This window comes from Streptomyces sp. NPDC054770 (genome assembly GCF_053611985.1).
Window position 1 is genome coordinate 61,809 of sequence record NZ_JBSHBL010000036.1, and the last position, 26,279, is coordinate 88,087.

22 protein-coding genes are annotated in these 26,279 nt (G+C 73.3%); 11 read left to right on the forward strand and 11 right to left on the reverse strand.

What is annotated here, in order from left to right:
• Positions 1–9 precede the first annotated feature (9 nt).
• Positions 10–576, forward strand: coding sequence for an FxsA family membrane protein (gene fxsA, locus ACWGKQ_RS28200; RefSeq protein ID WP_453294770.1), 567 nt, complete (start codon positions 10–12; stop codon positions 574–576).
• Between the two features lie 109 nt (positions 577–685).
• Here the strand turns inward: fxsA and ACWGKQ_RS28205 are convergent, their stop codons facing one another.
• The 4 genes from ACWGKQ_RS28205 to yczE all read right to left on the reverse strand — a co-directional run bounded on the left by ACWGKQ_RS28205 (position 686) and on the right by yczE (position 4,133).
• Entirely contained in the window at positions 686–1,060 is a 375-nt protein-coding gene (locus tag ACWGKQ_RS28205) for an RNA polymerase-binding protein RbpA (RefSeq protein WP_010046329.1), read from the reverse strand.
• 267 nt (positions 1,061–1,327) lie between these two features.
• Positions 1,328–2,674, reverse strand: a complete 1,347-nt coding sequence (locus ACWGKQ_RS28210; RefSeq protein WP_453294771.1) for an MFS transporter — start codon at positions 2,672–2,674, stop codon at positions 1,328–1,330.
• A gap of 41 nt (positions 2,675–2,715) precedes the next feature.
• A complete protein-coding gene (locus ACWGKQ_RS28215) occupies positions 2,716–3,483 on the reverse strand; it encodes a glycerophosphodiester phosphodiesterase (RefSeq protein ID WP_453294772.1) in 768 nt (255 codons plus the stop codon).
• Entirely contained in the window at positions 3,480–4,133 is a 654-nt protein-coding gene (gene yczE / locus ACWGKQ_RS28220) for a membrane protein YczE (protein ID WP_453294773.1), read from the reverse strand. Before yczE ends, ACWGKQ_RS28215 begins: the two co-directional genes overlap by 4 nt.
• Positions 4,134–4,234: 101 nt before the next feature.
• Here yczE and ACWGKQ_RS28225 point away from each other — a divergent pair, with 101 nt between their 5' ends.
• A complete protein-coding gene (locus ACWGKQ_RS28225) occupies positions 4,235–5,737 on the forward strand; it encodes an SCO1417 family MocR-like transcription factor (protein WP_453294774.1) in 1,503 nt (500 codons plus the stop codon).
• A 121-nt stretch (positions 5,738–5,858) separates the two neighbouring features.
• Here ACWGKQ_RS28225 and ACWGKQ_RS28230 read toward each other — a convergent pair whose 3' ends face one another.
• Together ACWGKQ_RS28230 and ACWGKQ_RS28235 are read right to left on the reverse strand one after the other, a co-directional pair.
• The gene (locus tag ACWGKQ_RS28230; RefSeq protein ID WP_453294775.1) at positions 5,859–7,418 is read right to left on the reverse strand and encodes a hypothetical protein; all 1,560 of its coding nucleotides are present in this window, start codon (positions 7,416–7,418) and stop codon (positions 5,859–5,861) included.
• Between the two features lie 37 nt (positions 7,419–7,455).
• Positions 7,456–7,650: a hypothetical protein gene (locus ACWGKQ_RS28235; RefSeq protein WP_089103318.1), complete on the reverse strand. Its 195-nt coding sequence runs from the start codon at positions 7,648–7,650 to the stop codon at positions 7,456–7,458.
• Between the two features lie 340 nt (positions 7,651–7,990).
• Between ACWGKQ_RS28235 and ACWGKQ_RS28240 the strand changes: the two genes are divergently transcribed.
• The 5 genes from ACWGKQ_RS28240 to ACWGKQ_RS28260 all read left to right on the forward strand — a co-directional run bounded on the left by ACWGKQ_RS28240 (position 7,991) and on the right by ACWGKQ_RS28260 (position 13,526).
• Positions 7,991–8,383, forward strand: a complete 393-nt coding sequence (locus ACWGKQ_RS28240; protein ID WP_453294776.1) for an ankyrin repeat domain-containing protein — start codon at positions 7,991–7,993, stop codon at positions 8,381–8,383.
• A 301-nt stretch (positions 8,384–8,684) separates the two neighbouring features.
• Positions 8,685–10,103, forward strand: coding sequence for a HEAT repeat domain-containing protein (locus ACWGKQ_RS28245; RefSeq protein WP_453294777.1), 1,419 nt, complete (start codon positions 8,685–8,687; stop codon positions 10,101–10,103).
• A gap of 242 nt (positions 10,104–10,345) precedes the next feature.
• A complete protein-coding gene (locus ACWGKQ_RS28250; protein ID WP_453294778.1) occupies positions 10,346–11,476 on the forward strand; it encodes a glycosyltransferase family 4 protein in 1,131 nt (376 codons plus the stop codon).
• A complete protein-coding gene (locus tag ACWGKQ_RS28255; RefSeq protein ID WP_453294779.1) occupies positions 11,473–12,678 on the forward strand; it encodes a glycosyltransferase in 1,206 nt (401 codons plus the stop codon). The genes ACWGKQ_RS28250 and ACWGKQ_RS28255 overlap by 4 nt, the downstream gene beginning before the upstream one ends.
• Positions 12,675–13,526 carry an SGNH/GDSL hydrolase family protein gene (locus ACWGKQ_RS28260; protein ID WP_453294780.1) on the forward strand — a complete coding sequence of 284 codons (852 nt, stop codon included), beginning with the start codon at positions 12,675–12,677 and terminating at the stop codon, positions 13,524–13,526. The genes ACWGKQ_RS28255 and ACWGKQ_RS28260 overlap by 4 nt, the downstream gene beginning before the upstream one ends.
• A gap of 52 nt (positions 13,527–13,578) precedes the next feature.
• Here the strand turns inward: ACWGKQ_RS28260 and ACWGKQ_RS28265 are convergent, their stop codons facing one another.
• From ACWGKQ_RS28265 to ACWGKQ_RS28285, 5 genes are read right to left on the reverse strand one after another with little or no spacing between them, the layout of a single operon-like run.
• Positions 13,579–14,448 (reverse strand): 5-oxoprolinase subunit C family protein, encoded by an 870-nt coding sequence (locus ACWGKQ_RS28265; protein ID WP_453294781.1) that lies wholly within the window; start codon positions 14,446–14,448, stop codon positions 13,579–13,581.
• Positions 14,445–15,062, reverse strand: a complete 618-nt coding sequence (locus tag ACWGKQ_RS28270) for a 5-oxoprolinase subunit B family protein (RefSeq protein ID WP_453294811.1) — start codon at positions 15,060–15,062, stop codon at positions 14,445–14,447. The genes ACWGKQ_RS28265 and ACWGKQ_RS28270 overlap by 4 nt, the downstream gene beginning before the upstream one ends.
• 56 nt (positions 15,063–15,118) lie before the next feature.
• The gene (locus ACWGKQ_RS28275) at positions 15,119–15,877 is read right to left on the reverse strand and encodes a LamB/YcsF family protein (protein ID WP_453294782.1); all 759 of its coding nucleotides are present in this window, start codon (positions 15,875–15,877) and stop codon (positions 15,119–15,121) included.
• 19 nt (positions 15,878–15,896) lie between these two features.
• Positions 15,897–16,745, reverse strand: a complete 849-nt coding sequence (locus ACWGKQ_RS28280; protein ID WP_453294783.1) for a putative hydro-lyase — start codon at positions 16,743–16,745, stop codon at positions 15,897–15,899.
• On the reverse strand, positions 16,742–18,061 hold the full coding sequence (locus ACWGKQ_RS28285) for an MFS transporter (RefSeq protein ID WP_453294784.1): 1,320 nt from the start codon (positions 18,059–18,061) through the stop codon (positions 16,742–16,744). Before ACWGKQ_RS28285 ends, ACWGKQ_RS28280 begins: the two co-directional genes overlap by 4 nt.
• A 174-nt stretch (positions 18,062–18,235) precedes the next feature.
• On the opposite strand from ACWGKQ_RS28285, the gene ACWGKQ_RS28290 reads away from it, so the two are divergent.
• The 4 genes from ACWGKQ_RS28290 (at position 18,236) to ACWGKQ_RS28305 (ending at position 26,271) form a co-directional block, all read left to right on the forward strand.
• Positions 18,236–18,934 (forward strand): GntR family transcriptional regulator, encoded by a 699-nt coding sequence (locus ACWGKQ_RS28290; RefSeq protein ID WP_453294785.1) that lies wholly within the window; start codon positions 18,236–18,238, stop codon positions 18,932–18,934.
• A gap of 162 nt (positions 18,935–19,096) precedes the next feature.
• On the forward strand, positions 19,097–20,626 hold the full coding sequence (locus tag ACWGKQ_RS28295; RefSeq protein WP_453294786.1) for a hypothetical protein: 1,530 nt from the start codon (positions 19,097–19,099) through the stop codon (positions 20,624–20,626).
• 133 nt (positions 20,627–20,759) lie between these two features.
• Entirely contained in the window at positions 20,760–21,629 is an 870-nt protein-coding gene (locus ACWGKQ_RS28300) for a hypothetical protein (protein WP_453294787.1), read from the forward strand.
• 40 nt (positions 21,630–21,669) lie between these two features.
• The gene (locus ACWGKQ_RS28305) at positions 21,670–26,271 is read left to right on the forward strand and encodes a hypothetical protein (protein ID WP_453294788.1); all 4,602 of its coding nucleotides are present in this window, start codon (positions 21,670–21,672) and stop codon (positions 26,269–26,271) included.
• Positions 26,272–26,279: the final 8 nt, after the last annotated feature.

The window sequence follows — 26,279 nt, forward strand, 5'->3', positions numbered from 1 at the left end:
ACTGGGAGCATGACGACTGGCGCGCAGACCCCTCCGTACACCACCCGGCCCCGGCGCTCCCGGCTCGGCAGATACCTGCCGCTGGGTGTCGCGGTGTGGCTGGTGCTGGAGATCTGGCTGCTGACGGTGGTCGCGGGCGCGGCGGGCGGCATGACCGTGTTCCTGCTGCTGGTGGCCGGCCTCGTCGCCGGCTCCGTGGTCATCAAGCGCGCCGGCCGGCGCGCCTTCCAGAGCCTCAACGAAGCGATCCAGCGCGGCGGCTCCCCGGAGCGCGGCGGTGGCAACGGCCTGATGATGCTGGGCGGCCTGCTCCTCATGATCCCCGGCCTGGTGTCGGACGCCCTCGGCCTGCTGCTCCTGCTGCCGCCGGTCCAGAAGGCGGTCTCCCGCCTCGCGGAGCGCACCCTCGACCGCAAGCTCAGCGCCGCGGCCCCCGGCACCCTGGGCAACGCCTTCCAGCAGGCCCGCATGCACCGCCCGGACGGCAAGGTGGTCCAGGGCGAGGTGATCATCCGGAACGACGGCCCCGAGCCGGGGGACGAGCCGGCGGGAGAGCGGCCGCCGCTGACCCGCTGACGATCCCCGCCAGGGACGGCCCCTGGACAACCGAGGGCGCCGTACGTTCACAGAACGTACGGCGCCCTCGGTTGTTGTGTCGGCTTCCGTTACACGGAACTAGCCGGAACTATGCCGACTTGCGGCTGTCCCTGGGATGAATCGCGATGTTCATCGCCCCGGAACGCAGAACCGCCAGACGCTCCTCAAGGACCTCTTCGAGTTCCTCACGGGTGCGCCGCTCCATCAGCATGTCCCAGTGGGTACGCGCGGGCTTGGCCTTCTTCTCTTCAGGGCCGTCGCCGTCCACCAGAAGTGCCTGGGCCCCGCAGACCTTGCACTCCCACTCCGGCGGGATCTCCGCCTCGACCGAGAAGGGCATCTCGAAGCGATGTCCCTTCTCGCATGCGTACTCCACGGCCTGGCGCGGGGCCAGGTCGATACCGCGGTCCGTCTCGTAGCTGGTCACCACGAGGCGCGTACCGCGAAGAGCTCGCTCACTCATGAATCGTGCCTCCCGGGCTTGTCGCCCACAGGACAGGTGTCGCTGTCGTCGTCATCCGGTCAACGTCCGGTCGGCGGTAAAGATTCCCGTTCCGGGTCATGCGTCGCCGTCGTAGCCGCCCCTTGTTGTACCCACCGGCGCCCGGTTTGTCACATCTGTTAACGGATGTCACCCAGCGTTTCGGCATCTTTGACGCGCAGTAACGGTACGCCTGGCAGGCCAAACGCGTACACTACCGCCCTTTCGCGTTGAACGCTAAATCTTCTGTTAGATCTTCTGCGGGACCGGGTTGCCCGCCTCGTCGATCGCCCGTCGCACCGGTACCCGCGCGAGCAGCGCGAACCCGATGACGAAGAAGGCCACCAGCGAGATGATCGCCGACCGGTAGCTCCCGGTCAGCTGGTAGGTGATCCCGAACAACAGAGGTCCCAGCCAGCTCATCCCCCGATCGCTCATCTCGTACGCCGCGAAGTACTCGGCTTCTTTTCCGGGCGGCACGAGATGTGAGAACAGCGAGCGGGACAGGGCCTGGCTGCCGCCGAGGACGAGGCCGATGCCGCCGGCGAGGACGAAGAACCACACCGGTGCCCCGGCCGGCAGGAAGTACCCGGCCGCCAGTGTCACCGTCCAGGCCACCAGCGAGCCCAGGATGGTGCGCTTGGCCCCGTACGTCCTGGCCAGCCGTCCCATCGTCAGGGCGCCCGCCACGGCCAGTACCTGCACCAGCAGGACCGCCCCGATGAGCGTCGACTGGCCGAGCCCGAGTTCCTCGGAGCCGTAGACGGACGCCTGGGAGATCACGGTCTGGATGCCGTCGTTGTAGACGAGGTACGCCAGCAGGAAGGAAAGCGTCAACGGATGGCGACGCATGTCCCGGGCGGTCGCCGCGAGTTGACGCAGCCCCGGCGCCGTCGCCTCGGCCGCCCGGCCGCCCCGGTCCCGCAGCCGCCGCAGCGGTACGAGGGTGAAAGCACCCCACCACAGGCCGGCCCCGGCCAGGCAGATGCGGACCGCCTCCGTCTCGGAGAGGCCGAAGGAGCCGTGCGCGGAGTAGAGGACCAGGTTGACGATCAGCACCAGCGAACCGGCCGCGTAGCCGAAGGCCCAGCCCCGCGAGGAGATGGTGTCGCGTTCCTCCGCAGGGGCGATCTGGGGGAGGTAGGAGTTGTAGAGCATCAGGGCGACGGACTGGGCGGCGTTCGCGACGATCAGCAGCAGTCCGCCGAGCAGATAGCGGTCGCCGTCCAGGAAGAACATGCCCGTCGTCGCCGCGGCCCCGGTGTACGCGGCCGCGCCGAGCAGCTGCTTCTTGCGGCCGGTGCGGTCGGCCGCGCTGCCCACCAGGGGCATGAGCACGACGGCGAGGATCACCGACAGGGAGACCGAGTAGGCGAAGAAGGAGCCCGCCCGGACCGGGATGCCGAGCGGATGCACGTAGCCGTCGGCATCCGCCGCGTGGTCGGCGACCGACGTGAGGTACGGGCCGAGGAACACGGTGAGGACGCTGGTCGAGTAGACCGAGCACGCCCAGTCGTAGAAGTACCAGCCGCGCTGTTCGCGCCGCAGCTCGGCGGCCTCGTCCAAGACCCCCGTCCGCACGGTTTCGGTGCCCACCCGTGCCCTTGCCCTTCCCGCAGCAGTACCGCCCGCGCGCCTCAGAACCAGACGCCGCGCTTCTGCATGACCTCACGCAACGTGTCGATGTGATCGGTCATGATGCCATCGACTCCCAGGTCCAGGAGCCGGTGCATCCGCTCGGGTTCGTTGATGGTCCAGACGTGGACGTGCAGCCCGCGCGCGTGGGCGGCGCGCACGAAGCGCCGGTCGACCACCTGGACCCCCGACTGGGACTCGGGCACCTGTGCCGCGACCGCCGACCGGCGCACCGCCGCGGGCAGCCCCCAGGAACGCAGCCGCAGCCCGACCACGCCGCGGGTGCCGAACGAGGTGGCGAGGCGCGGCCCGGCCAGCCGCTGCGCCCGCAGCACCCGCGCCTCCGAGAAGGAACCCACGCACACCCGGTCGTAGGCGTCCGTCTTCTCGATCAGGTCGAGAAGCGGCCGCAGGGCAGGCTCCGCCTTGGCGTCCACGTTCCAGCGGACGTCCGGGAACTCCTCCAGCAGCTCCTCGAAGAGGGGGAGCGGCTCGCGGCCCGCCACGCGCGCGTGCCGTACGTCCTCCCACGGCAGGTCGGCGATCCGGCCGGCCCCGTCGGTGACCCGGTCCAGGGTGTCGTCGTGGAAGGCGACCAGCCTGCCGTCCGCCGTGGCGTGCACATCGGTCTCGATGTACCGGTAGCCGAGCTCGACCGCGCGCCGGAACTGCGCCACGGTGTTCTCCAGGCCGTCCGCGGCTCCGCCCCGATGGGCGAAGGCGATGGGGCCGGGGTGGTCCAGGTACGGGTGGCGAATCGGCGTGCTCACGGACGAAGTATCGCGCGCTCGGGTGACCCCGTGGCAACGACCGTGCTGCCGACGGATGCCGCCGGGACGGCGAACACCTTCAGGAACAGCTGCGCGAGCGGGCCGATGGACACGGCGTAGATCAGGGTGCCGGCGCCGACGGTCCCGCCGAGCGCGAACCCGGTGACGACCACCGCGACCTCGATCGCCGTCCGGATGAGCCGGATCGACCGGCCGGTGAGCCGGTGCAGCCCCGTCATCAGACCGTCCCGGGGACCGGGTCCGAAGCTCGCCGCGATGTACAGGCCGGTCGCCGCCCCGTTGAGCACGATGCCGGCCGCCATCAGCGGAATCCGCACGGCGAACCCGTGCACCTCGGGGACGAGGGCGAGCGCGGCGTTCATGGCGAGGCCGATGACGAACACGTTGGAGACCGTGCCGAGGCCCGGCCGCTGGCGCAGCGGGATCCACAGGAGCAGCACGGCCGCCCCCACGACGATCGACACCGTGCCGATGCTCAGTCCGGTGTGCCCGGCGAGCCCCTGGTGCAGCACGCCCCAGGGCTCAAGGCCGAGGCCCGCCTCGACGAGCAGAGCGGAACTCACGCCGTACAGCGTGAGCCCCGCATAGAGCTGGACCAACCGTCGCCCGAGACGGCCTTGCGTGGACAAGGGATACCCCCCTGGTGGTAAAGGTGGACTGACTCATGTCACTCTGTGGCTTGACGGCGAAAGCCATCCATGGCCAATTCGGGGAAGGTGGACTGATTCGCATGGCGCAGTGGACCTCGGCGGTGGGGGCCGCGCAGCTTGCCCGGCTGCTCAACTCGCAGCAGGACCGCCCGGCCGGCCCCGGCACCCGCCGTCCGCCCGCCTACCGCGCCCTCGCCGACGGCATCCGGCTGCTGGTCCTGGAGGGCAGGGTCCCGGTCGCCGCCCGGCTGCCCGCCGAACGCGAACTGGCCCTCGCCCTGTCCGTCAGCCGTACGACGGTGGCGGCGGCGTACGAGGCGCTGCGCGCGGAGGGTTTCCTGGAGTCCCGCCGGGGCGCCGGAAGCTGGACCGCGGTCCCGGCGGGCAACCCGATCCCGGCCCGCGGCCTGGAACCCCTGCCCCCCGAGGCGCTCGGCTCGGTGATCGACCTGGGCTGCGCCGCCCTGCCGGCCCCCGAGCCGTGGCTGACCCGCGCGGTCCAGGGCGCTCTGGAGGAACTCCCGCCGTACGCCCACACCCACGGCGACTACCCTGCCGGACTGCCCGTCCTCCGTTCGATGATCGCCGAACGCTACACGGCGCGCGGGATCCCCACCATGCCCGAGCAGATCATGGTCACGACCGGTGCGATGGGCGCGATCGACGCGATCTGCCACCTCTTCGGCGGCCGCGGCGAGCGCATCGCCGTCGAGTCGCCGTCGTACGCCAACATCCTCCAGCTGATGCGGGAGGCGGGCGCCCGCCTGGTGCCGGTGGCGATGGCCGAGGGGCTGGGCGGCTGGGACGTGGACCGCTGGCGCCAGGTCCTGCGCGAGGCGGCGCCCCGGATCGCGTACGTGGTCGCCGACTTCCACAACCCCACCGGGGCGCTCGCCGACGACGACCAGCGGCGCCGGCTGGTGGACGCGGCCCGCTCGGCGGGCACGGTGCTGGTCGCCGACGAGACGATGAGCGAGCTGTGGCTGGACGACGACGTGGAGATGCCCCGCCCGGTGTGCGGCTTCGACCCGGCGGGCTCCACCGTCATCACCGTCGGCTCGGCCAGCAAGGCGTTCTGGGCGGGCATGCGCATCGGCTGGGTCCGGGCGGCTCCCGACGTGATCCGCAGCCTGGTCGCCGCGCGGGCCTACGCCGACCTGGGCACGCCGGTGCTGGAGCAACTGGCGGTGAACTGGCTGTTCAGCACGGGGGGCTGGGCCCAGGCCGTCGATCTGCGCCGGGCCCAGGCCCGGGAGAACCGGGAGGCGCTGGTGACGGCGGTACGGCGGGAGCTGCCCGAGTGGGAGTTCGAGGTACCGAAGGGCGGACTGACCCTGTGGGTGCGCGCCGGTGGTTTGTCCGGCTCGCGGCTGGCCGAGGCGGGGGAGCGGGTGGGGGTACGCGTCCCGTCCGGCCCGCGGTTCGGGGTCGACGGGGCCTTCGAGGGGTATGTGCGGCTCCCGTTCACCGTGGGCGGAGCGGTGGCGGACGAGGCGGCGACCCGGCTGGCCGCGGCGGCGCGGTTGGTGGAGGCGGGGGTGAGCGGGGGGAACGCGGAGGCGCCGCGGACGTTTGTGGCGTAGCCGGTAGCGCTTCGGCCGCTGGTGCGTGGGGGCAGACATAGCTGCGGGCAGGCGTGCCGCAGGGCGGCACGGGTGGGCGCAGCGGCACCCTGCCGGCGCCGGTAAGCGTCCCACCCCCGCCTCAGCTCTCGGCGACCGCCGCTTCCAGAGGCACCTCCGCCTGCTCCACCACCTCACTCCTCGGCGGCAACAAGGCCAGTACCGCCTCCCGGTCCACCTCGCTCGTCGCGTCGTCGTACGGATCCGGCGTCGCCGGCACCTGAAGCCGCAGTACCGGCCCGTGCCCCAGCCGCGCGTACCCCCGCCCCGGCGGCACCTGGGCCAACGGCGTCGTGTGCGGCGGAGCCCCCAGCGCCGCCGCCAGCTCGTCCGGCAGCGCCGGTCCCAGGACGACACGCGCGCGTGTGTGCTGCTGCACCGCCTCGCTCAACGCGTCCGCGCTGTCGAGCTGCTCGGCGACCACCACGGTGACGTTCGCCGCGCGGCCGTGCCGGAGGGGGACCTGGAGGAGGGTCTGCGGATCCTGGTGGCCGTCCGCCGCGGCCAGGTGGACGAAGGCGCTGGGGCGGTCCAGGAGGATCCACAGCGGCCGCCGGCAGTCGTCCGGCGGCGGATGCCCCGCCTGGCGCGCGCGGTTGAGCGCGATGAGCCGCCGCTCCGTCTCGTTCGTGGCCCACTCCAGGCCGGCCAGCGCCCCGGCGAGCCCGCACTCCACGCCGAGGACCCCGTCCCGGCCGCCGAGGCACAGGTACTCGCCGGTGCCGCCGCCCTCGACGATGAGGACCTCGCCGTACTGGAGGGCCTGCAGGGCGACGGAGCGCAGCAGGGTCGAGGTGCCGCTGCCGGGCCGGCCCATGACCAGCAGGTGCGGCTCGGTGGAGCGGGCACCGGTGCGCCAGACGACCGGCGGTACGTCCCGTTGCTCGTCGCCGTACGCGAGCGGCAGTGTGCGCTGGACCTCGCTGGGGTCGGTGAACCCGAGGACCGTCTCGCCCGGCGCGGTGACGAAGCGCTGGGCGGTGATGTCGGTGGGCAGCGGGGCGAGGACGGTCACCGTGAGCCGGTTGCCCTCCTCGTCCCACGCGAAGTGGTACTCGCGGCCCCGCCCGGACTTCGCGGTGAGCAGGTTCTCGATCCGGGTGCGGGCCGTGGGCTCGCCGTCCGGGAAGTACGCGGGGTAGCGGAGCAGGAGCTGGCCGAGGCGGCCCGCGTCGTCGAACTCGTGGGCGAGGAAGGCCTTCTCCCACTCCCCGCCGTGTGCGTACAGCGGCGCCGGGTCCTCGGCTGCCGAGAAGTACGGCACCAGGGCCTCGTACAGGGACTGGAGCCGCTGGGTCTGCGACTCGTCGGGGCCCTCCGGCGGGGGTGCGGTGCGCTCGCGGCCGTGCCAGGCGCTCGCCGCCATCAGGGTGATGACGGCGAGCAGTGGTCCGTACGGCACCAGGGCCACGACCAGGACGACCGAGGCCACCAGGAACAGCAGTGATCCGCGTTTGTCCTTCGGTGTCTCCGCCCACCGGTGCCGTCCGGCCGAGGCCAGCCGGCTCAGTCCGCGGGTCACGGTGATGAGCGGGTGGAGGACGTCGGTGGCGTTGTCGGCAGCCGTCCGGGCCAGCTCCCGGCTTCGGGCGAGCTGTGCGGTGCCGTTGCTCAGAATGCGGGGGAGAGGGCGCCGGGCCACTGCTGTCTCCTGATGGTGCGTGCGGTCGGGAGGGGCGTCAGAACTTGATGCCGCCGAGCAGGCTCGCGAGGCTCTCGCCGCCTGCCTTGATGCTCGGTGCGATGGCCGTGCTGGCGAGATAGAAGCCGAAGAGTGCCGAGGCCGTGGCGTGCGACGGCTTCAGTCCGTCCTTGCGGAAGAAGAGGAAGACGACGATGCCGAGCACGATGACGCCTGAGATGGAGAGGATCATTTGAGATCTCCTGGTGTCGAAGGGGGACAGTCACCATGAGTTCTTCCAGGATCACAGCAGGTATCTATATGATTAAAGGTGCAATTGGGTGAAATTCTGGGAATTTCCCCCAATTGGCGGATCGTTCCTGGCCTGGACTGACCGGGTCGGTCGCCTTCCGGTGCGGGAATGTGATCGTTCGGCGGGGCTGGGGTGATCTTTACCTCGGGCAGATCCGGTCATGTTCACCCTGTGCCAGTACGCTGGCGATTCACTCGTACGGCCCCACGGCCCGTCCGTTGCCGTACGCTCCACCCGTCCACGGAAGTCCCCGCAGCACACAGGAGAGGCGGTCCGGTCGATGAGCGAAGCCCCCGACCCCGAAGTCGTGGAGCTGGCGACCAAGATCTTCGATCTGGCCCGGCAGGGGCGGACCGAGGCGCTCGTGGCGTACCTCGACGCGGGCGTTCCGGCCAACCTCACCAACGACCGCGGGGACTCCCTCGTGATGCTCGCCGCCTATCACGGGCACGCAGACGCGGTGCGCGAGCTGCTCGCCCGGGGCGCCGAGGCGGACCGGGTCAACGACCGAGGCCAGACACCACTCGCCGGAGCGGTCTTCAAGGGCGAGACGGAAGTGGTCAAGGCGCTGGTGGAGGCCGGTGCGGACCCGGCGGCGGGCACTCCGTCGGCCGTCGACACCGCGCGCATGTTCGGCAAGGCGGAGGTTCTGGAACTGTTCGGTACCTCCTGACCCATCTGTTCTGACCAGCTAAAACACACAAAACGGGGGAGGCGGTACAGGGCCGCCGAAATTTCGGTCGCGGCAGGTCGAAGTGCCGAGTCATCATGACGTCGTGATTCACGGACGCGATGGCTGGGCAGGTGTTGCCGCACCGCGCGGGCCGTGATGCGGCCCGCATGGGCCACTGACGAGAGGCAGAGAGAAATGGTCTACAGCAAGCAAGAGACGGCGGGCGCTCCGACGTTGTGTCACGCGGCCAGGTAGTGCGTGTTCTCCGGTTGCGTCGACGCTTGATGTGAGGCTGTTTCCCATGTTCGATCCGGTCATAGCGCCCAGCGGTACGCTGCTCGGCCTGCTTCAGCGGGGCCGCGGCGACGGCACGCTGCACGCGCTCACCGCCCCGCGCGCCGAAGCGCTCGCGGCGCTGAACCACTGTGTGCTGCGCGATCCCCGCCACGACTGGCAGGTGGAGAACCGCTCCCTGTACTACGCCCGGCTCTACCTCGACCTGCACGGCGAGCTGGACGCCATCGAGGCGCACCTCTTCGACCCCGAGGACGTCCTGGACGACGAGGAGTCCCGCACCGGCCTCGCGCTGGCGGTGCTCGGGCACCTCGCCTCCTACGGCAGGCGGGACGCTCTCGAACTGCTGCGCAGGTACGCCGCGACGGGCTCCAACTGGGCCTGGGCCCTGGACGAGCTGGCGCTGCGCGACGACGACGCGGGCCTGCGTGCCCTCGCCGCCCCGGTGCTCGCACGCTTCACCACGGATGCCGAGGGCGAGGCCGAGCTGGCCGCCGCCGTACGCGACGCGTTCGAACCGCGGCCCTGGCGGCTGTGGGCCGAGGACTCCCGGGAATCGATCGCCACGCGCGTGCGTGCCGCCCAGGAGACCGGCTGTTTCGACCGCTGGCAGCGCCAGATGCGACCTACCGGGCCCCGTCCGGGGTGGAGCGTGCAGGCCGTCTTCGAGTGGGCCCAGCAGGGCGTCGAGCGGGGCGCGGCCCTCCATGTGCCGGCCGCCCGCTGCCTGGCCGCCGTCGCCGGACCCGAGGACCGGCCGGAGATTCTCCAGGCCGCCAAGGACGGCAGCGACGGAGCCCGCTGCACGGCCCTGCGCTACCTCGCCGACAGCAACGACCCCGACGCGCTGAACCTGATCGAAGCCGCGGTGATCGACGGCACGGCCGCCGTCGTGGAGGCCGCCGTCGACGCCTTCGAACGCATGCGCAGTATCGCCGCCGTCGACCGGGCCCGCGGCTGGGCCCGCCGGCCCGACGCCCTGGGCGCCGCCGCCGGCCGGATGCTGGCCTGCCGGGGCGGAACCAAGGACAGCGAACTGGTCCTCGCCGCGCTGCGGGAAGCCGTACGCGGCGAAGGCCCGGACGCGCCGACGCTGTGGACCCTCGTCGACGGCACCGGACGGCTCGGCATCGTCTGCGCCGCACCCGTCCTGCGCCATGTCTACCGCGAGACCGCCTCGTCCCACCTCCGCGGCCGCGCCGCCCGCGCCCTGGCCGCCACCGACCCCTCCTTCGCCACCGGGTTCGCCGTCGAATGCCTGTGGGACTGCGAGGAGACCACCCGCGAACTCGCCGCCCGGCACGCCGAGACCGGTGACGCCCGCGTCGTGGAACAGCTCCGTCGGCTCGCCGCCGACCCCGCCGAGGAGGCGGAGGTCCAGACGGCCGTACGCAGCCGTATCGGACCGGACGCCGCTGCCATGTGACATAGCACTGCCGCCGGCCCACTGCCGAGAAGAACTGCGCCACCACGGGAACCACGGGGGATCCCGCACACGTTCCATACCCGAACGACCGCCCGCCGGATGAACAACCGGTGACCGATGGGGCGGCCGGACATGGACGCCGGCTGGCCCGCTCGGGTGTGCAGGGCAACGCTCATGGGACGTTTAACCACCGGAAAGATCCACTTTGACGCGGCCACGTCCAGCGCGGCGACAACACCGGTATGCGTGTCGTCATCGTGACCGAATCCTTTCCCCCCGATGTGAACGGCGTGGCCCACTGCGCGCTCCAGACCGCCCGACACCTCGTCGATCGCGGTCACGCTCCCCTCGTCGTCGCACCGGCCCCCGCTCCCGGCAACAGGCTCGACGCGTCCGCCGCGCCGTGCCCTGTCGTCCACGTCCCCTCCCTTCCGCTCCCGGGCTATCCCCAGGTCCGCGTCGCCCTCCCCAGCCGCAAGCTCGCCGCCGCGCTGATCGAGCACCGCACCGACGTCGTCCACCTGGCCAGCCCCTTCATCCTCGGCGTCCGCGGCATGGCCGCCGCCGCCCGGCTCGGCATCCCGGCCGTCGCCGTCTACCAGACCGACCTGGCCGGATACGCCCGGACCTACGTGGGCGCCGGCGAGGCGGCCGCCTGGCGCCGGATCCGCTCCGTCCACGGCGCCGCCGACCGCACCCTCGCCCCGTCCACCGCCTCGATCAGCGACCTGGAGGCGCACGGGGTTCCCCGCGTCCAGCTGTGGCAGCGCGGTGTGGACACCGTCCGCTTCCGTCCCGAGTTCCGCGACGAGGCGCTGCGCCGCGAGATCGCCCCGAACGGCGAGGTCATCGTCGGCTACGTCGGCCGTCTCGCCCCCGAGAAGCAGATCGAACTCCTCGCCGGGGTCTGCGGCCTGGAGGGCGTGAAGGTCGTGATCGTGGGCGACGGGCCCAGTCAGGCCCACCTCACCGAGGCGCTGCCCGGCGCTGTCTTCCTCGGCCGCCGCACCGGCCACGACCTCGCCCGGATCTTCGCCTCGTTCGACGTCTTCGCGCACACCGGCCCCTTCGAGACGTTCTGCCAGACCGTCCAGGAGGCCATGGCCAGCGGCGTCCCGGTCGTCGCGCCCGCCGCCGGCGGCCCGATCGACCTGGTCGACCACGGCCGTACCGGGTTCCTGGTCCCGCCGCGCGACGCCGGTGCCGTACGGGAGGCCGTGGCCTCCCTCGTCGCCGACTCCGGGATGCGGGCCGCGTTCGGCCACGCCGCGCGGAGCACGGTCGAAGGCCGTACCTGGGCCGCGGTCGGAGACCAGCTGATCGGCCACTACGAGGACGTGCTCGCGGCGCGTCGGCCGGTGGTGGCGGCATGAGCGTCTCCGCGCCCGGCCCCCTGCGCATCGTCCGGCTGGCCAACTTCGTCGCCCCGTCCTCGGGCGGTCTGCGCACCGCCCTGCGCGAGCTCGGCAAGGGCTTCGTGGCGGCGGGGCACGAATCGGTCCTGATCGTGCCGGGCGAGCGCTACTCGGACCGGGTCGAGGAGCAGGGCCGGGTCATCACGCTGCCCGGCCCGCTGCTGCCCGGCACCGGCGGCTACCGCGTCCTCGCCGACAAGAAGCGGGTGCAGAACCTCCTGGAGCACCTCGCCCCGGACCGCCTGGAGGTCTCCGACCGCACCACCCTGCGCTGGACCGGCCGCTGGGCCCGGCGCGCCCGGATACCCGCCGTGATGGTCTCCCACGAGACCGCCGACGGAGTCCTGCGCACCTGGGGCATGTCCGAGAACCTGTCCCGGCGCACCGCCGACGCGCTCAACATCCGTACGGCGCACACGTACGCGCGCGTGGTGTGCACCACCGAGTTCGCCGAGCGCGAGTTCATCCGCATCGGCGCGCGCAATGTCGTGCGCGCTCCGCTGGGGGTCGACCTGGCGGGCCGCCACCCGGCGCTATGTGACATAGCACTGCGCGCGCAGTACGCACGCGAGGACGAGGCACTGCTCGTCATGTGCTCCCGGCTGTCCGTGGAGAAGCGGCCCGGCACCGCCGTCGACGCCGTGGAGGCGCTGGTACGGCGCGGGCGCCGGGTGGTCCTGGTCGTCGCCGGCGACGGGCCGCTGCGGGCGCGGCTGGAACAGCGGGCGCGTGAGCGCCGGCTGCCGGTCACCTTCCTGGGGCACGTCTCCGACCGGGACACCCTGGGCGCGCTGCAGGCGTCCGCCGACGTCGCCCTGGCGCCCGGTCCCGCGGAGACCTTCGGGCTGGCCGCCCTGGAGGCCATGGCCTGCGGGACACCCGTGGTCGCCAGCGCCTCCTCCGCGCTGCCCGAGGTGATCGGGTCCGCCGGGGCCATCGCGGCCGACCGCGGGGAGGCGTTCGCCGACGCCGTGGAGATGCTCCTGGAGCGGCCCTGCGCCGAGCGCCGGGAAACGGCACGCGCGCGTGCGGAGTGTTTCGGCTGGGGAACGGCAGTGGAGGCCTTCCTCGCCGCGCACGACGCGCCGGTGCTGTGCCGTCGTGACGAGAACGGAACGACGGTACCGGTCCGTCGTGTCGTGCCGGAGGGCGTGGCATGAGAGCGGTTCGCTTCGTGGCGCTCGGGGACTCGCTCACCGAAGGCGTGGGCGATCCCGCCGGTGACGGCTGGCGCGGCTGGGCCGCGCTGCTGGCCGGCGGACTCGGCGCGAAGGACGTGGAGTTCACCAACCTCGCGGTCAGCGGGGCGCAGACCCGGGACGTGCTGGAACGCCAGACCCCGGCCGCGCTGGAACTGCGCCCCGACATCGTCGCCGTCGTCATCGGCGTCAACGACACCCTGCGCTGCACGTTCGACATCCAGGCGGTGGCCGAACGGCTCGACAAGGTCTACGCGGCCCTGACCGCGCAGGGCGCGACCCTGCTCACGGCGTGCCTGCCCGACCCGGGTTCGATGTGGGGGCTCCCGGGCGCCCTGTCCCGTCCGCTGGCCCGCCGGGGGCGTGCGGTCAACATGGTGGTGCACGCCCTGTCCGAGCGGTACGGGGCGGTCCATCTGCACGCGTCCGAGGGCGCCTGGCTCACCGACCGCGAGATGTGGAGCGCGGACCGGCTGCACCCGGGCGAGCGCGGGCACCGGCAGCTCGCCGTCCGCTTCCACGCCCTGCTCGCCCCGCTGGGCATGGCCACGGGGACGCCGCCGTCCCCCGAGCCCGAGTTCCCGGCGCCGACGAGGAAGGCGAGTCTCGTCTGGCTGGCCACGGCCGGCACCGCCTGGGTGATCAGGCGCTGCCGGGACCTGCTGCCCCAGCTGCTGCGGCTGGCCGTCAACGAGATGCGGCACCGCCGCAGGGGCACCAGCGCCCGCCTGGACCTGAGCGCGTCCGCCGCGGTCTCCGCCGCGCTGGCCGCCCTCCAGCCGCCGGAGCGGCCCGCCGACGCCGCCTGACCAGGCGGCGTGACGGGGCCGCTGCGACGGTCCGGCGACGACGTACGGCGGTTCAGCGACGGCGTACGGCCACGAAGCGGACCGGGATGCCCGGGACCGCCTGGGCCACCGCTGGGAGGTCGGTGGCACGCACCACCGCGATGACCGGATAACCGCCGGTGGTCGGGTGATCGGCCAGGAACACCACCGGACGGCCGTCCGGCGGCACCTGCACGGCGCCGAGGACCATGCCCTCGCTGGGGAGTTCACCGGGACGGGCTCGCTCCAGGGCGGGCCCCTCCGTGCGCAGCCCGATGCGGTTGCTCGCCGAGGACACGCGGTACGCGCGCGAGGTGAACGCCCGGACCGCCGCGGGTGTGAACCAGCCGGCCCGCGGGCCGAGTGTCACGCGCAGCACGAGTTCCGCCGGCGGGGACGGCTGCGGTACGACGTCCACGCGCGCGTGCGGGCCCGAGGGCGCGCCCAGAGGCAGCACCGCGCCGTCCGCCAGCGGCGCCGGACCGAGCCGGGAGAGCAGATCCGTGGCCCGGCTGCCCAGCACCGGCTCCACGGCGATCCCGCCGGAGACGGCCACGTAGCTCCGTACGCCGGAGCGGGCCGCTCCCACTTCCAGCAGTTCCCCGGCCGCCACCGGGACGGGCGCGCCCCAGGCCGCCGGACGCCCGCCCACCGTGACGGGGCACGGCGCACCGCCGACCGCCACCACGACGGCCGAACGCGGCCGCACGGCACACCCGTTGAGCGTCGTCTCCAGAACGGCCGCGTCCGGGCCGTTGCCGACCAGCCGGTTGACGAGCGCCGCGGCGGGCGCGTCCAGCGCCCCGGAACGGGGCACCCCCAGATGCGCGTACCCGGGCCGCCCCCGGTCCTGCACGGTGGTCAGCGCACCGGCCCGTACGACGACGAGCGCGCGGTCGGTCATGCGTCCCCCACCGGCACGAACCGCACGCGCGTCCCCGGCGCCAGCAGCGCGGCCGGTTCGCGCGTGTGATCCCACAGCACCGCCTCCGTCGTCCCGATCAGCTGCCAGCCGCCCGGCGAGGAACGCGGGTACACACCGGTGTACGGCCCGGCCAGCGCCACCGCGCCCGCGGGCACCGCGGTACGCGGGGTGGCCCGGCGCGGCACGTCGTAGCGGGCCGGAAGCCCGGTGAGGTAGCCGAAGCCGGGCGCGAAGCCGCAGAAGGCGACCGTGAACTCGGTCTCCGCGTGGATGCGGGCCACCTCCCGCTCGGGCACCCGCCAGTGCGCGGCGACCTCGGCGAGGTCCGGGCCGTCGTAGCGCACGGGAAGTTCGACGGCCGCACGCGTGCGTGGGGGAGTGGGCGGGAGGACGGTGGCGGCCAGTTCGGCGGCCCGGCGGGCCGGGTCGTCGAGGCCGTCGAGCAGGACCGTGCGGGCGGCGGGCACGATCTCGCGGACCGTGAGCGAGCCCTCCGCGCGGCGGCGCAGCAACTCGGCGTGCAGGGCCTGGGCCTCCGCGCCGGAGCCGACCTCCACGAGGAGGGCGTCGTCGCCGACCAGGTGGACCGTCATGGGCGTGGCCGGCTGCTGGCTCGTGCCCGCGCCCGTGCCTGTGCCCGTGCTCGTCCTCATGCGAAGGCCGCCACGGTCACGCCCGCCGCCGCGAGCCGCGCGCGCACCCTGTGCGCCAGCTCCACGGCGCCCGGGGTGTCGCCGTGCAGACAGAGCGAGCGGGCGCGCACGGCGATGCGAGCGCCGGAGTGCGAGGTGACAGCGCCGGAGCGCGCGAGTTCCACCGAGCGCTCCACGACCGTCTCCGGGTCGCTCACCACCGCGCCCTCGCGCCCGCGCGGGACCAGCGTCCCCTCGTCGGTGTACGCGCGGTCCGCGAACGCCTCCGTGACGGCCGGCAGCCCCGCCTGCCGCGCCAGCGCGAGCAGCCGGGAACCGGGCAGCCCCAGCACGGGCAGCGAGGCGTCCGCGAGGAGCACGCCGTCGACCACCGCGGCGGCCTGCTCCTCGTCGTGCACGACCCGGTTGTAGAGGGCGCCGTGCGGCTTCACGTACGCCACGCGCGCGCCGGCCGCACGGGCGAAGACCTCGAGGGCGCCGATCTGGTAGGCCACCTCGGCCGCCAGCTCGGCGGACGGCACGTCCATCGTGCGCCGCCCGAACCCCGCCAGGTCCCGGTAGGACACCTGGGCGCCGATCGTCACTCCGCGCTCGGCGGCCAGCGCGCACACCCGCCGCATCGTGGCCGCGTCCCCCGCGTGGAAGCCGCAGGCCACATTGGCGCTGGTCACAACGGACAGCAGCTGCTCGTCGTCGGTGAGCCGCCAGCGGCCGAAGCCCTCGCCGAGGTCGGCGTTCAGGTCGATCGAGGTCATGGCTGGGCTGTTTCTCCTCTCAGGCCACGCGGTACTGCTCGTCGCGGGCGTCGCTGATGAACATCTGGCCCGGCGCGTGCGTGATGGCGAACGGCGGCCGGGAGGCCGTCACCGCCGCCTGCGGGGTCACCCCGCAGGCCCAGAACACCGGGATGTCGTCCGGGGCGGCGTCCACCGGGTCGCCGAAGTCGGGCCGGCCGAGGTCGTCGATGCCGAGCGCCGAGGGATCGCCGCAGTGTACGGGGCCGCCGTGCACCGCCGGGAGCAGACTGCTCTCCCGGATCGCGGCCGACAGATACCGCGGCGGCACCGGGCGCATGGACACCACCATCGGCCCCCGCAGCCGTCCCGCCGGACGGCACGGCCGGCTGGTCACGTACATGGGTACGTTCCGGCCCTGCTCGACATGCCGGATCGGCACCCCGGCGGCGGCCAGCGCCCACTCGAAGGTGAAGCTGCACCCGAGCAGGAACGACACCAGGTCGTCCCGCCAGTACCCGCGTACGTCCGTGGGCTCGTCCACCAGCTCCCCGTCCCGCCACACCCGGTAGCGCGGCAGGTCGGTACGCAGGTCCGCGCCCTCCGCGAGCACGGTGCCGGTGGCACCGGCGTCGGTGACGTCGAGCACCGGGCAGGGCTTCGGGTTGCGCTGGCAGAACAGCAGCATGTCGTACGCCCAGTCGGCGGGCACCGAGATCAGGTTGGCCTGCGTGTGACCGGCCGCGACCCCGGCCGTGGGGCCCGTGAGGCCCTCCCGGAAGCGGGCCCGGGCGCTTCTCGGGCTCCACGCGCGCGCGTGCTCGTCGACGAGGGCGACGGGACGGTCGTCCGTGGCCAGGGTGAGAAGCGGATCTTCCGTACGGTTCACGCCAGTTCCTTCCCGCGCGTCTCCGGCAGTCCGAACAGGGCCAGGGCCGCGAGCGCGTAGCCCGCCGCGCCGAAGACCAGCGCGCCGCCCACGCCCCAGCTGTCGGCCAGGAAGCCCACCAGGGTCGGGAAGATCGCGCCCACCGCGCGGCCCGCGTTGTACGTGAAGCCCTGGCCGGTGCCGCGCACCGCCGTCGGGTACAGCTCGCTCAGGTACGAACCGAAGCCGCTGAAGATCGCCGACATGCAGAAGCCGAGCGGGAAACCGAGCACCAGGAGCAGCGTGTTGGCGCCGCCCGGGATGTTCGCGTACGCCAGCACGCAGACTGCCGACAGCACCGCGAAGAGCCAGATGTTGCGGCGCCGGCCCAGCCGGTCGGTGAGGTAACCGCCGGTCAGGTAGCCGAGGAAGGCTCCCGAGATCAGGAAGGTCAGATACCCGCCGGTACCGACGACCGACAGGCCGCGCTCGGTCTTGAGATACGTCGGTACCCAGGTCGCCAGTGTGTAGTAGCCGCCCTGGACACCCGTGGACAGCAGGCCCGCGAAGACCGTGGTGCGCAGCAGCCCGGGCGCCTCGGCCGTGCCCGGCCGGAAGATCGCGGCGAACGAGCCGCGCCGCGGGCTCTGTTCGCGTACCGCGACCGCCTGCGGGGCGTCGTGCACCCGGCGGCGCAGCCACACCACGAGGAGCGCGGGCAGCGCGCCGGTCCAGAACATCACCCGCCAGGCCAGGTCCTCGCCGACGAACGAGAAGACCAGCGTGTACACGATCGCGGCGAGGGCCCAGCCGACGGCCCAGGAACTCTGGACCGCGCCCAGCGTGCGGCCGCGGTGCCGGGCGCTCGCGTACTCGGCGACCAGGATCGCGCCGACCGCCCACTCGCCGCCGAATCCGAGGCCCTGGAGAGCGCGGAACACCAGCAGCGTCTCGTAGTTGGGCGCGAAGCCGCAGGCCACCGTGAAGACCGCGTAGGTGACCACCGTGATCATCAGCGCGCGGACCCGGCCGACCCGGTCCGCGAACACGCCCGCCGCGGCGCCGCCCACCGCGGAGACCACCAGGGTGACGGTGGTGAACAGGCCGGTCTGGCCGCTGTCCAGACCGAAGTACGCCGCGAGCGCGACCATGCTCAGCGGCAGGGTGAAGTAGTCGTAGGAATCCAGGGCGTATCCGCCGAAAGCGCCGGCGAACGCGTGCCGGCCGCGCGGGCCGAGGGCGCGCAGCCAGCCGAACGCGCCGTCCTCGGCGGTGCGTTCACCCTTGCCCGGGTGTGCGTCGGAGGTCAGGGCCTGCGGTGGAGGGGTCGTGCTCATGGGCACCTCGCAGATGAGGGACGGAGGGTGCGGGAACTGAGCAGTGCGGGGCCGTACCCAGGGCCGTGTCGACGGCCCTGCCAAGGTGAGCGTGATGAGCACCGTAGAGGATCGTTCAACGATCCTTCAATACCCACGTTGTTTCGTTCCTGTGTCTGCGGTTGAATTCCGGGCATGGCAGAGCAGCTGACGGGACTGGCAGACGACCGCGCCCTCCTCGGGCGGACCAGCACCGCCGAACGGGTCTCCGACATCCTCAGGAGCCGGATCGCCGAGGGCTATTTCCCGCCAGGCACCCGCCTGTCGGAGGACGGCATCGGCGGCGCGCTCGGCGTCTCCCGCAACACCCTGCGCGAGGCGTTCCGGCTGCTCACCCACGAACGCCTGCTGGTCCACGAACTCAACCGGGGCGTCTTCGTCCGGGTCCTGACCGTCGAGGACGTCGAGGACATCTACCGCACCCGCGCCCTCGTCGAGTGCGCCGTCGTGCGCGGTCTCGGCGAGCCGCCGTACGCCCTGGAGAGCCTGTCGGCGGCGGTCGACGAGGGGCAGTCGGCGGCCGCCGCGGATGACTGGAAAGCGGTGGGTACGGCCAATATCCACTTCCACCGGGAACTGGTCGCCCTGGCCGCCAGCGAACGCACCGACGAACTGATGCGCAGCGTCTTCGCGGAACTCCGCCTCGCGTTCCACGTGGTCGACGACCCCCACGCCCTGCACGAGCCGTACCTGGCCCGCAACCAGGAGATCCTGGAGTCGCTGGAGCGCGGCGACAGCGAAGGCGCCGAGCACCTGCTGGAGACGTACCTCACGGACTCCCTGGAACGAGTGGTGGAGGTCTACCGCCGCCGAGTGGACAGCGCCCCGCAATGAACCGCCCCGCACTGAAGCGCCCCTTCAGGAGCGCGGGGAACTGCGCGACCAGCCACAGACGTCCCGCACTTTGACGCACCACCTGCAGTTGCCCGGCGCTCCCGGCGGAGCCGTCCCGCGTCGTTTGGGCCGATGTCAGACCCAGGACCTAGTCTGTGCACCGTGACTTCGCCTGCATCGACGGACAGCGTTCCGCCCCAGCTCAGCGCGGGGCCGCGCCCCGCCCCGGGGCCGGCCGCCGACGAGGGGCTGGCGCGGCGGCTGCGCGCGCTCGCCTGCACGGCGCCGCTGCACGACCTCGACGCCCGCAAGGCGAACCTGGCCGGCGAGTACTCGGTCTACGGCATGGCCGAGGTGGCGCTCTCCGCCATCGACCTGGTCACCCTGAACATGGACTTCGACACCGGCGCCGACCACGAGCAGATCGTCGCCCGGCTGATCCCGCGCATCTCCGCCCAGACCCCGCACCGCCCCGTCGCCGAGCACGAGCGCGTGGCCCGCTGGGTCCTGGAGAACCTGATCAACGTCGGCAGCGTCGACCGCGGCTTCCGCGCTGTGTACGGCACCTTCGCGCCGGACGGCTCGTACGTCCGCCGGGACTACGACTTCAAGCTCATCGAGGAGGTGCCGGGCCCCGGCGGCACGGTGTACCTCCGGACCACCGACGAGGCGGTCAACGTCCTCGTCGGTGCCCTCGACACGGACGTCACCAGCGCCCAGATCGCCGCCGAGGTCAAGCTCGAGGTGCTGATCAACCGCGGCCGGCTCGCCGACGCCCAGCTCGCCGCGGAGCAGGCCCGCTACCGGACCGTGCAGTACTCGGAGAGCCTGCGCCGGGCCCTGGACGCCACCCGGCGCAACGTGCGCGCGGTGGACTGGCTCAACGCCGTTCCCGACATGATCGCCGAGGCCCTGGACCACGTCGCCGACCGCTACCGGCACGAGAACGCGATCCTCACCAACATCCGCAAGGCCCGCGACGAGACCGAGGAGCCCGAGAACAAGCGGCGCGCCGCCGAACTCGTCGACATCGTCAAGGACTGCATCCGACGGCACACCCAGCTGCAGTCGCGGCTGCTGGAGGCCGGGCCGCTGTTCCGTGCGGAGCAGGACCGGCAGGCCTTCGCGACGCCCATGACGACGTCGGGGACGGACCTCTACGGGCACCTGCTCGCGCCGCTGCTGCCGTTGCCCCTGGAGCAGGCGAGCCGGGTCACGGGGGCGTTCTTCGCGCGCGGGACGGGGCTGCGCACGCCGGTGTCGGTACGGGTGGGCGACCTTGTCGACATATTGCTGACGCCGCCGGTGGAGCGGGAGCACCTGGGCGCGGAGATGCCGGAGCCGGACCTCATCGCCACGCCGGACGACAGCCGCTTCAGCGAGGAGCAGCTGGCGGACGCCATGCGGTTGCTGGACCTGCCGGCCGACGCGCCCCGCCGGTTGTCGGGGCTGCTGGCGGAGGCACGGCGCACAGGGGGCGAGGACCTGGCCTACCTCGTCGCTCTGCTGGCGGTGCACGCCGCCAGCCCGGCCGTGGGCACGGCCTATCGGCAGGGTGAGGAGAAACTGCTGTTCGCGGTGGACGACGGCACGGAGCTGGACGACCCCGGATTCGGCGGGGCCGATCTGATCGTCGGGACTGCTTTGCTGGATGCGGTGGGGATGGCTGCGGATCGGACCGAGGCCGCGTGATGTCGTGTGCCGGGTGCGGGTCGTCTGCGGCTGGTCGCGCCCACGCGGCGGTGGCCGCAAATGCAACACAGCCCCGCGCCCCTGCAGGGGCGCACCAGCGCGTCCCTGCTTTCAAGATCGAGGAGTTGTCGTCGTGAGCGAGTACGTTGAGGCCGAGGTGTCTGCCGGGTCGGCGCATGCTGCCGTCACCCCGGCCGACGCCGCCGATGCCGCGCGGCTCGTCGCCTTCGGGTTGCAGCCCAAGTTGCAGCCCGCGCGTGATCAGGAGTACACCGAGCTGCTGCGGCGGTACCGGGAGGACCCTCCGTTCGCGCGGCTCGCCGATGCCGTGGCCGCCGGGCTGGGGCTGGTGGTTCTGGAGGTGTCGCCCCGCGCGGGGATGGCCGTGACCGCCGCCGAGGACTCGGTGTTCGCCGTTCGCATGGGCGACTACGCACGCCGTACGTCCGCGGACGGCAGCGACCGGTTCTTGCACGGGCTCGCCCACCTCGCCGTCGCCGCACTGGCGTTCCCGCGCCCCGAGGACCTGGCCGACGACGGCTACGTCGGGCGGATCACGGTCAACGGTGTCGATGCCTTCGTCCGGCAGGCCTGCCGGAGGCTGGAGGAGCGGGCCGAGGAGGCGGGGGAGAACACCGACCCGGCCACCGACGCGCCCGGTCTGGAGGCCGCCTGGCGGATCTGGGCCAGACGCAGCTCGACCGGCGCCACCAAGGACGCGCGCCGGCTGGCCGGTTCCACCACCGGCATCATAGGCAAGGCGGTCGTCTTCCTCACCGACTCCGGGTTCCTCCAGCGCACCGGCGACGACCAGGGCGGCACCTACCGCACGACGGCCCGCTACCAGCTCCAGGTACGGGACATGGCCGGCAGCGCCGCCATGGCCGAGCTGCTGGAGCTGGGCGTGGTCCCGGTCACCGACGGCACGGCCAGCCTGCTGCCCGCCGACGACACCGAGGACCTGGACCTGGTCGCCGACGCCGGTCTGCCGTTCCACTCCTGAGCCGGCACCACCCCTTTCCCACGTCTTACGAGAGTCCGCCATGTACGAGCTGTCCCGGGTCCGCCTCTACTCCATCGGGCCGGCCGGTGCGCGCTACGCCGACACCGTGCTGGACCTGCGGGGTGTCGGCGAGCCCGTGCCCGACCCCGCGCCCACCCAGGCGGAGTTCTTCGAGGAGGAGCCGGTCGGTCCGCCGCGCCGGCCCGCGCCCGCCGGCGTGCTCTTCCTGGAGAACGGCGGCGGCAAGTCGGTCCTGCTCAAGCTGATCTTCTCGGTGATGCTGCCGGGACACCGGAACACCCTCGGCGGCGCCAGCTCCGGCGTGCTGCGCAAGTTCCTGCTCGCCGACGACTGCGGGCATGTCGCCCTGGAGTGGCAGCACACGCTCACCGGCGAGTGCGTGGTGGTCGGCAAGGTGAGCGAGTGGCGGGGGCGGCAGGTCTCCAACGACCCGCGGAAGTTCGCCGAGGCCTGGTACTCGTTCCGGCCCGGGCCGGGGCTGTCGCTGGACAACCTGCCCGTCGCCGAGTCCACCGCCGTACGGCCGCCCGTGGAGGGCGCCTCCGGGGCGCAGGGGCGGCGGCGGACCATGAAGGGCTTCCGGGACGCCATCACCGAGGCGAGCAAGGTCTATCCGCACCTGGAAGTGCACTGGGAGGAGATCCACGACCGCTGGATCGAGCACCTCGGCGACCTGGGCCTGGACCCCGAACTCTTCCGCTACCAGCGCGAGATGAACGCCGACGAGGGCGAGGCCGCCGGCCTGTTCGCGGTGAAGAAGGACTCCGACTTCACCGACCTGCTGCTGCGGGCCGTGACCGACACCCGGGACACCGACGGGCTGGCCGACCTGGTCGGCGGCTTCGGCAACAAGCTGGGCCGGCGCGCCGAACTGATCGCCGAACGCGACTTCACCGCCGGGTCGGTGGACCTGCTCGGGCGGATCGTGGAGGCGGCGGAAGCGCGGTCGCGCGCGCGTGACATCCACGCGGGCGCCGAGCGCCGTACCCGCACGCTGGCGCGCCGGCTGTCCGCGCGGGGCGTGCAGGAACGGGTGCGCGCCGCCGACCTCTCCCAGCGGGTCACGGCCGCCGCCTACGCCGTCACGCACTCCGAGGGCGCCCGCGAGCGCAGCGCGCTGATCGCCGCCGAACTCGCCTACCGGCACGCCTCCCTGGCGCTGGCCGTCGGCGAGAAGTCCGCCGCCGCGCAGAAACGCGAGCTGGCCGACGCGCGCACCCTGCACTCCGCCTGGCAGGCCGCCGAGACCGCGCTGCGCCACCGCGCCGCCGCCGACCGCGTCGCACGCGTGGCGGCCGCCATCCAGGAGGCCGAGCGGGACGCGGCCCCCGCCCTCGCCGCCCGCGCCAAGGCCGCCGTCGAGCTCGTACGGGCCCTGCACACGGCCGCCCAGAGCGCCGAGCAGCTCGCCAACGAGGAGGAGGAGCGGTCCGCCGCGCTCCAGGAGGTCAGCGACACCGCGTACCGGGACTCGACCTCCGCCGCCACCGAGGCCCAGCGCGCCCGCAGCGAGGCCGGGCACCTCAAGCAGCGGCTCGGCGAGGTCGAGCAGGAGACCGCCGAGGCGGTCCGCGCCGGCTGGCTCGACGACAGCGCCCCGGACGCCGACCCGGCCCGGGCCGCCCTCGCCGCGAGCGACGCCGAGAAGACGGCCGTGGCCGCCTGGGACACCGCCCGCGAGGCCTCCGGCAGGGCGAACGAGCACGCGCGCGAGGCGGCCTCCGCCGAGTCCCGCGCCGAACTCACCGCCGCCCGCGCGGCGGACGCGGCGACGGCGGCCGAGCGGACCTACGACTCCGAGAAACGCCTGGCCGAGAGCCTGGCGGCCGAGCAGCGGCTCACCGAGCTGCTGGGCCTCACCGGCTCGCGCACCACCATTCCGCGGCCCCGGCACGAGCACGAGGGCGGCGACGACACGCTCACCCCCGAGGAACTCGACCGGTTCGCCGACGAGTTGCGGGAACTGCTGGACGACGCCGTCGGTTCCGCCGAGCGGCACCTGTTCGAGCTGCGGACCGCGGCCGCCGACGACTCCCGGATCCTCGGCGCCCTCGGCGACGGCGGACTGCTGCCGCCCGGCCCCGACGTCCTCGCCACCGTCGAGTTCCTCGGCGAGCACGGCATCCCGGCGCTGCCCGGCTGGCGCTACCTCGCCCAGGCCGTCGACCCCGCCGACCACGCGCGCGTGCTCGCCGCCCGCCCCGAACTCGTCGACGGCGTCATCATCACCGACCCCGACACGCACGCCCGCGCCCGCGAGGCGCTGAGCGAGGCGGCCCTGCTGCCGCGCTCCGCCGTCGCCGTCGGCACCGCCGCCGCCCTGCTCGCACCGACCCCGGCACCCGACGCCACCCCGGGCGACGTGTTCCTCGTACCGCCGAACCCGGCCATGCACGACGAGCACGCCGCCGACGAGGAGCGGCAGGCGCTGCGCGCGCGGGCCACCAAGCGGGACGAGGAGATCCGCACCCTCGCCGCCCGGCTCGGCAAGGACCGCGAGCTGGCCGCCCGGCTCGCCTCCTGGCGTACCGGCTGTCCGGCCGGGCGGCTCGTGGAGCTGGCTCAGGAGGCCCGGGACGCACGGGCGTTCGCGGAGGAGTCCGAGGCCGAGCTGGCCGAGGCGCGGACCGTGCGGGCGGAGACCGAGGAGACCGCCGCCGAGGCCGCCCAGGTGCGCGACGAACGGCAGGAGGCCGCCCAGCGGGCCCGGCGCGCGGCCGACGCCCTCGCCGGCCTCGCGTTCCGGCTGCGCGAGCGGGCCGGCTGGCAGGTCAGGCTGCGCGAACTCGCCGACGAGGCCACCGAGTCGGAGGCCCGCGCCCAGTCCTGCCTGGAGCGCGCCCGCGTCGCCGACGAGGACCGGCGCGGCGCCCAGCGCGCCGCCGACGACGCCCGTCGCACCGCCCGCGCACTGCGCGCCGAGCGCTCCGAGATCGCCGGCGCCCCCGACGACGTGCCCGACACCGACGAGGACGCCTCCAAGTCCTCGCTGCCCGCCCTGCGCGAGGCCTACCGGGCCGCCTCGCAGGTGTACGAGAAGGTCGGCGTCGGCGCCGACCTGCGCGCCGAACAGGCCCGCTCGGAGAGCGACGAGAGCGCCGCGCTCGCGGAGCTGGAGCGGCTCAGCAACAAGGTCCGCACCCGCGCCGAGCAGCTGCTCCAGTCGCCCGACGGCTCCGACGGGCCCTCCCGGCAGGCCGCCGCCGCCCGCGCGGAGGAACTGGTGCAGCTCCTGGAGACCCGCATGTCGACCGCGAGCGAGCAGCTCGGGCGGCTCCGCGGCGAGGCCGAACGGCACGCCCCCGAGGACGGCGGGGCACACACCGAACTGCCCGAGGAGCTGCAGCCGCGCGACGCCGAGCACGCACAGGCGCTGCTGCGCACGGCGACGGCCGAACTGGCCGCCCGCACCGAGGCGTTGGCCCAGGCCCGGGAGGCGCACGCCGAACTGCTGGACACGCACCGCGCGGCCGAGGACGCGGCGGCCGGCTTCGAGGAGATCGCCGCCATGCTCCGCGACCTGCTGCGCGAGCACACCGCGGAGGAGGAGCAGGAAGAGCCCGAGCCGTACCCCGGCAGCCTGGAGGAGGCCCGGCACTCCGCCGCCGAGGCCCGCAGGTCGCTGCGCGGCTGCGCCGGAGACCTGTCCGCCGCCGAGGCCGCCGTCCGCGAGGCGAGCGATGTCCTCGTACGGCACGCCAACGCCACCCGGTACGAGGCGGTCCGGACCCCCGCACGCCAGCAGATCCGCGAACTGCCCGCCTCCGCGCTGCCCGAGCACGCCCAGAAATGGGCGGACGCCTTCGCACCACGGCTGCGGGTGCTGACCGACGAACTGGCCCAGCTGGAGCGGAACCGCGACTCGATCGTGGACCGGCTGCGGGGGCTCGTCGAGTCCGCGCTCGCGACCCTGCGCTCCGCCCAGCGGCTCTCCCGGCTGCCCGAGGGGCTCGGCGAGTGGTCCGGGCAGGAGTTCCTCCGCATCCGCTTCGAGGAGCCCGACCAGGCCACCCTCACCGAGCGGCTCGGCGAGGTCGTCGACGAGGCGACCCGGGCCGCCGTGAAGAAGAACTCCGATCTGCGGCGGGACGGAATGTCCCTGCTGCTGCGGGGAGTCGGGGCCGCGCTGCAGCCGAAGGGCGTCGCCGTCGAGATCCTCAAGCCGGACGCGGTGCTGCGCGCCGAGCGGGTGCCGGTGGGGCAGATGGGGGACGTGTTCTCCGGTGGGCAGCTGCTCACCGCGGCCATCGCCCTGTACTGCACGATGGCCGCACTGCGGTCCAACGACCGGGGACGGGACAGGCACCGGCACGCGGGGACGCTGTTCCTCGACAACCCCATCGGGCGGGCCAACGCGACCTATCTGCTGGAGCTCCAGCGGGCCGTGTCGGATGCGCTGGGCGTGCAACTGCTGTACACGACCGGGCTGTTCGACACGACGGCGCTGGCCGAGTTCCCGTTGGTCATCCGGCTGCGGAACGACGCGGACCTGCGGGCCGGCCTGAAGTACATCAGCGTGGAGGAGCATCTCCGGCCCGGACTGCCGCAGCAGCCGCAGGCCGGAGAGGCCGTGCGCAGCGAGATCACCGCCACGCGGATGTTCAGGAAGCCGTCGGCCTGACGGCCCCG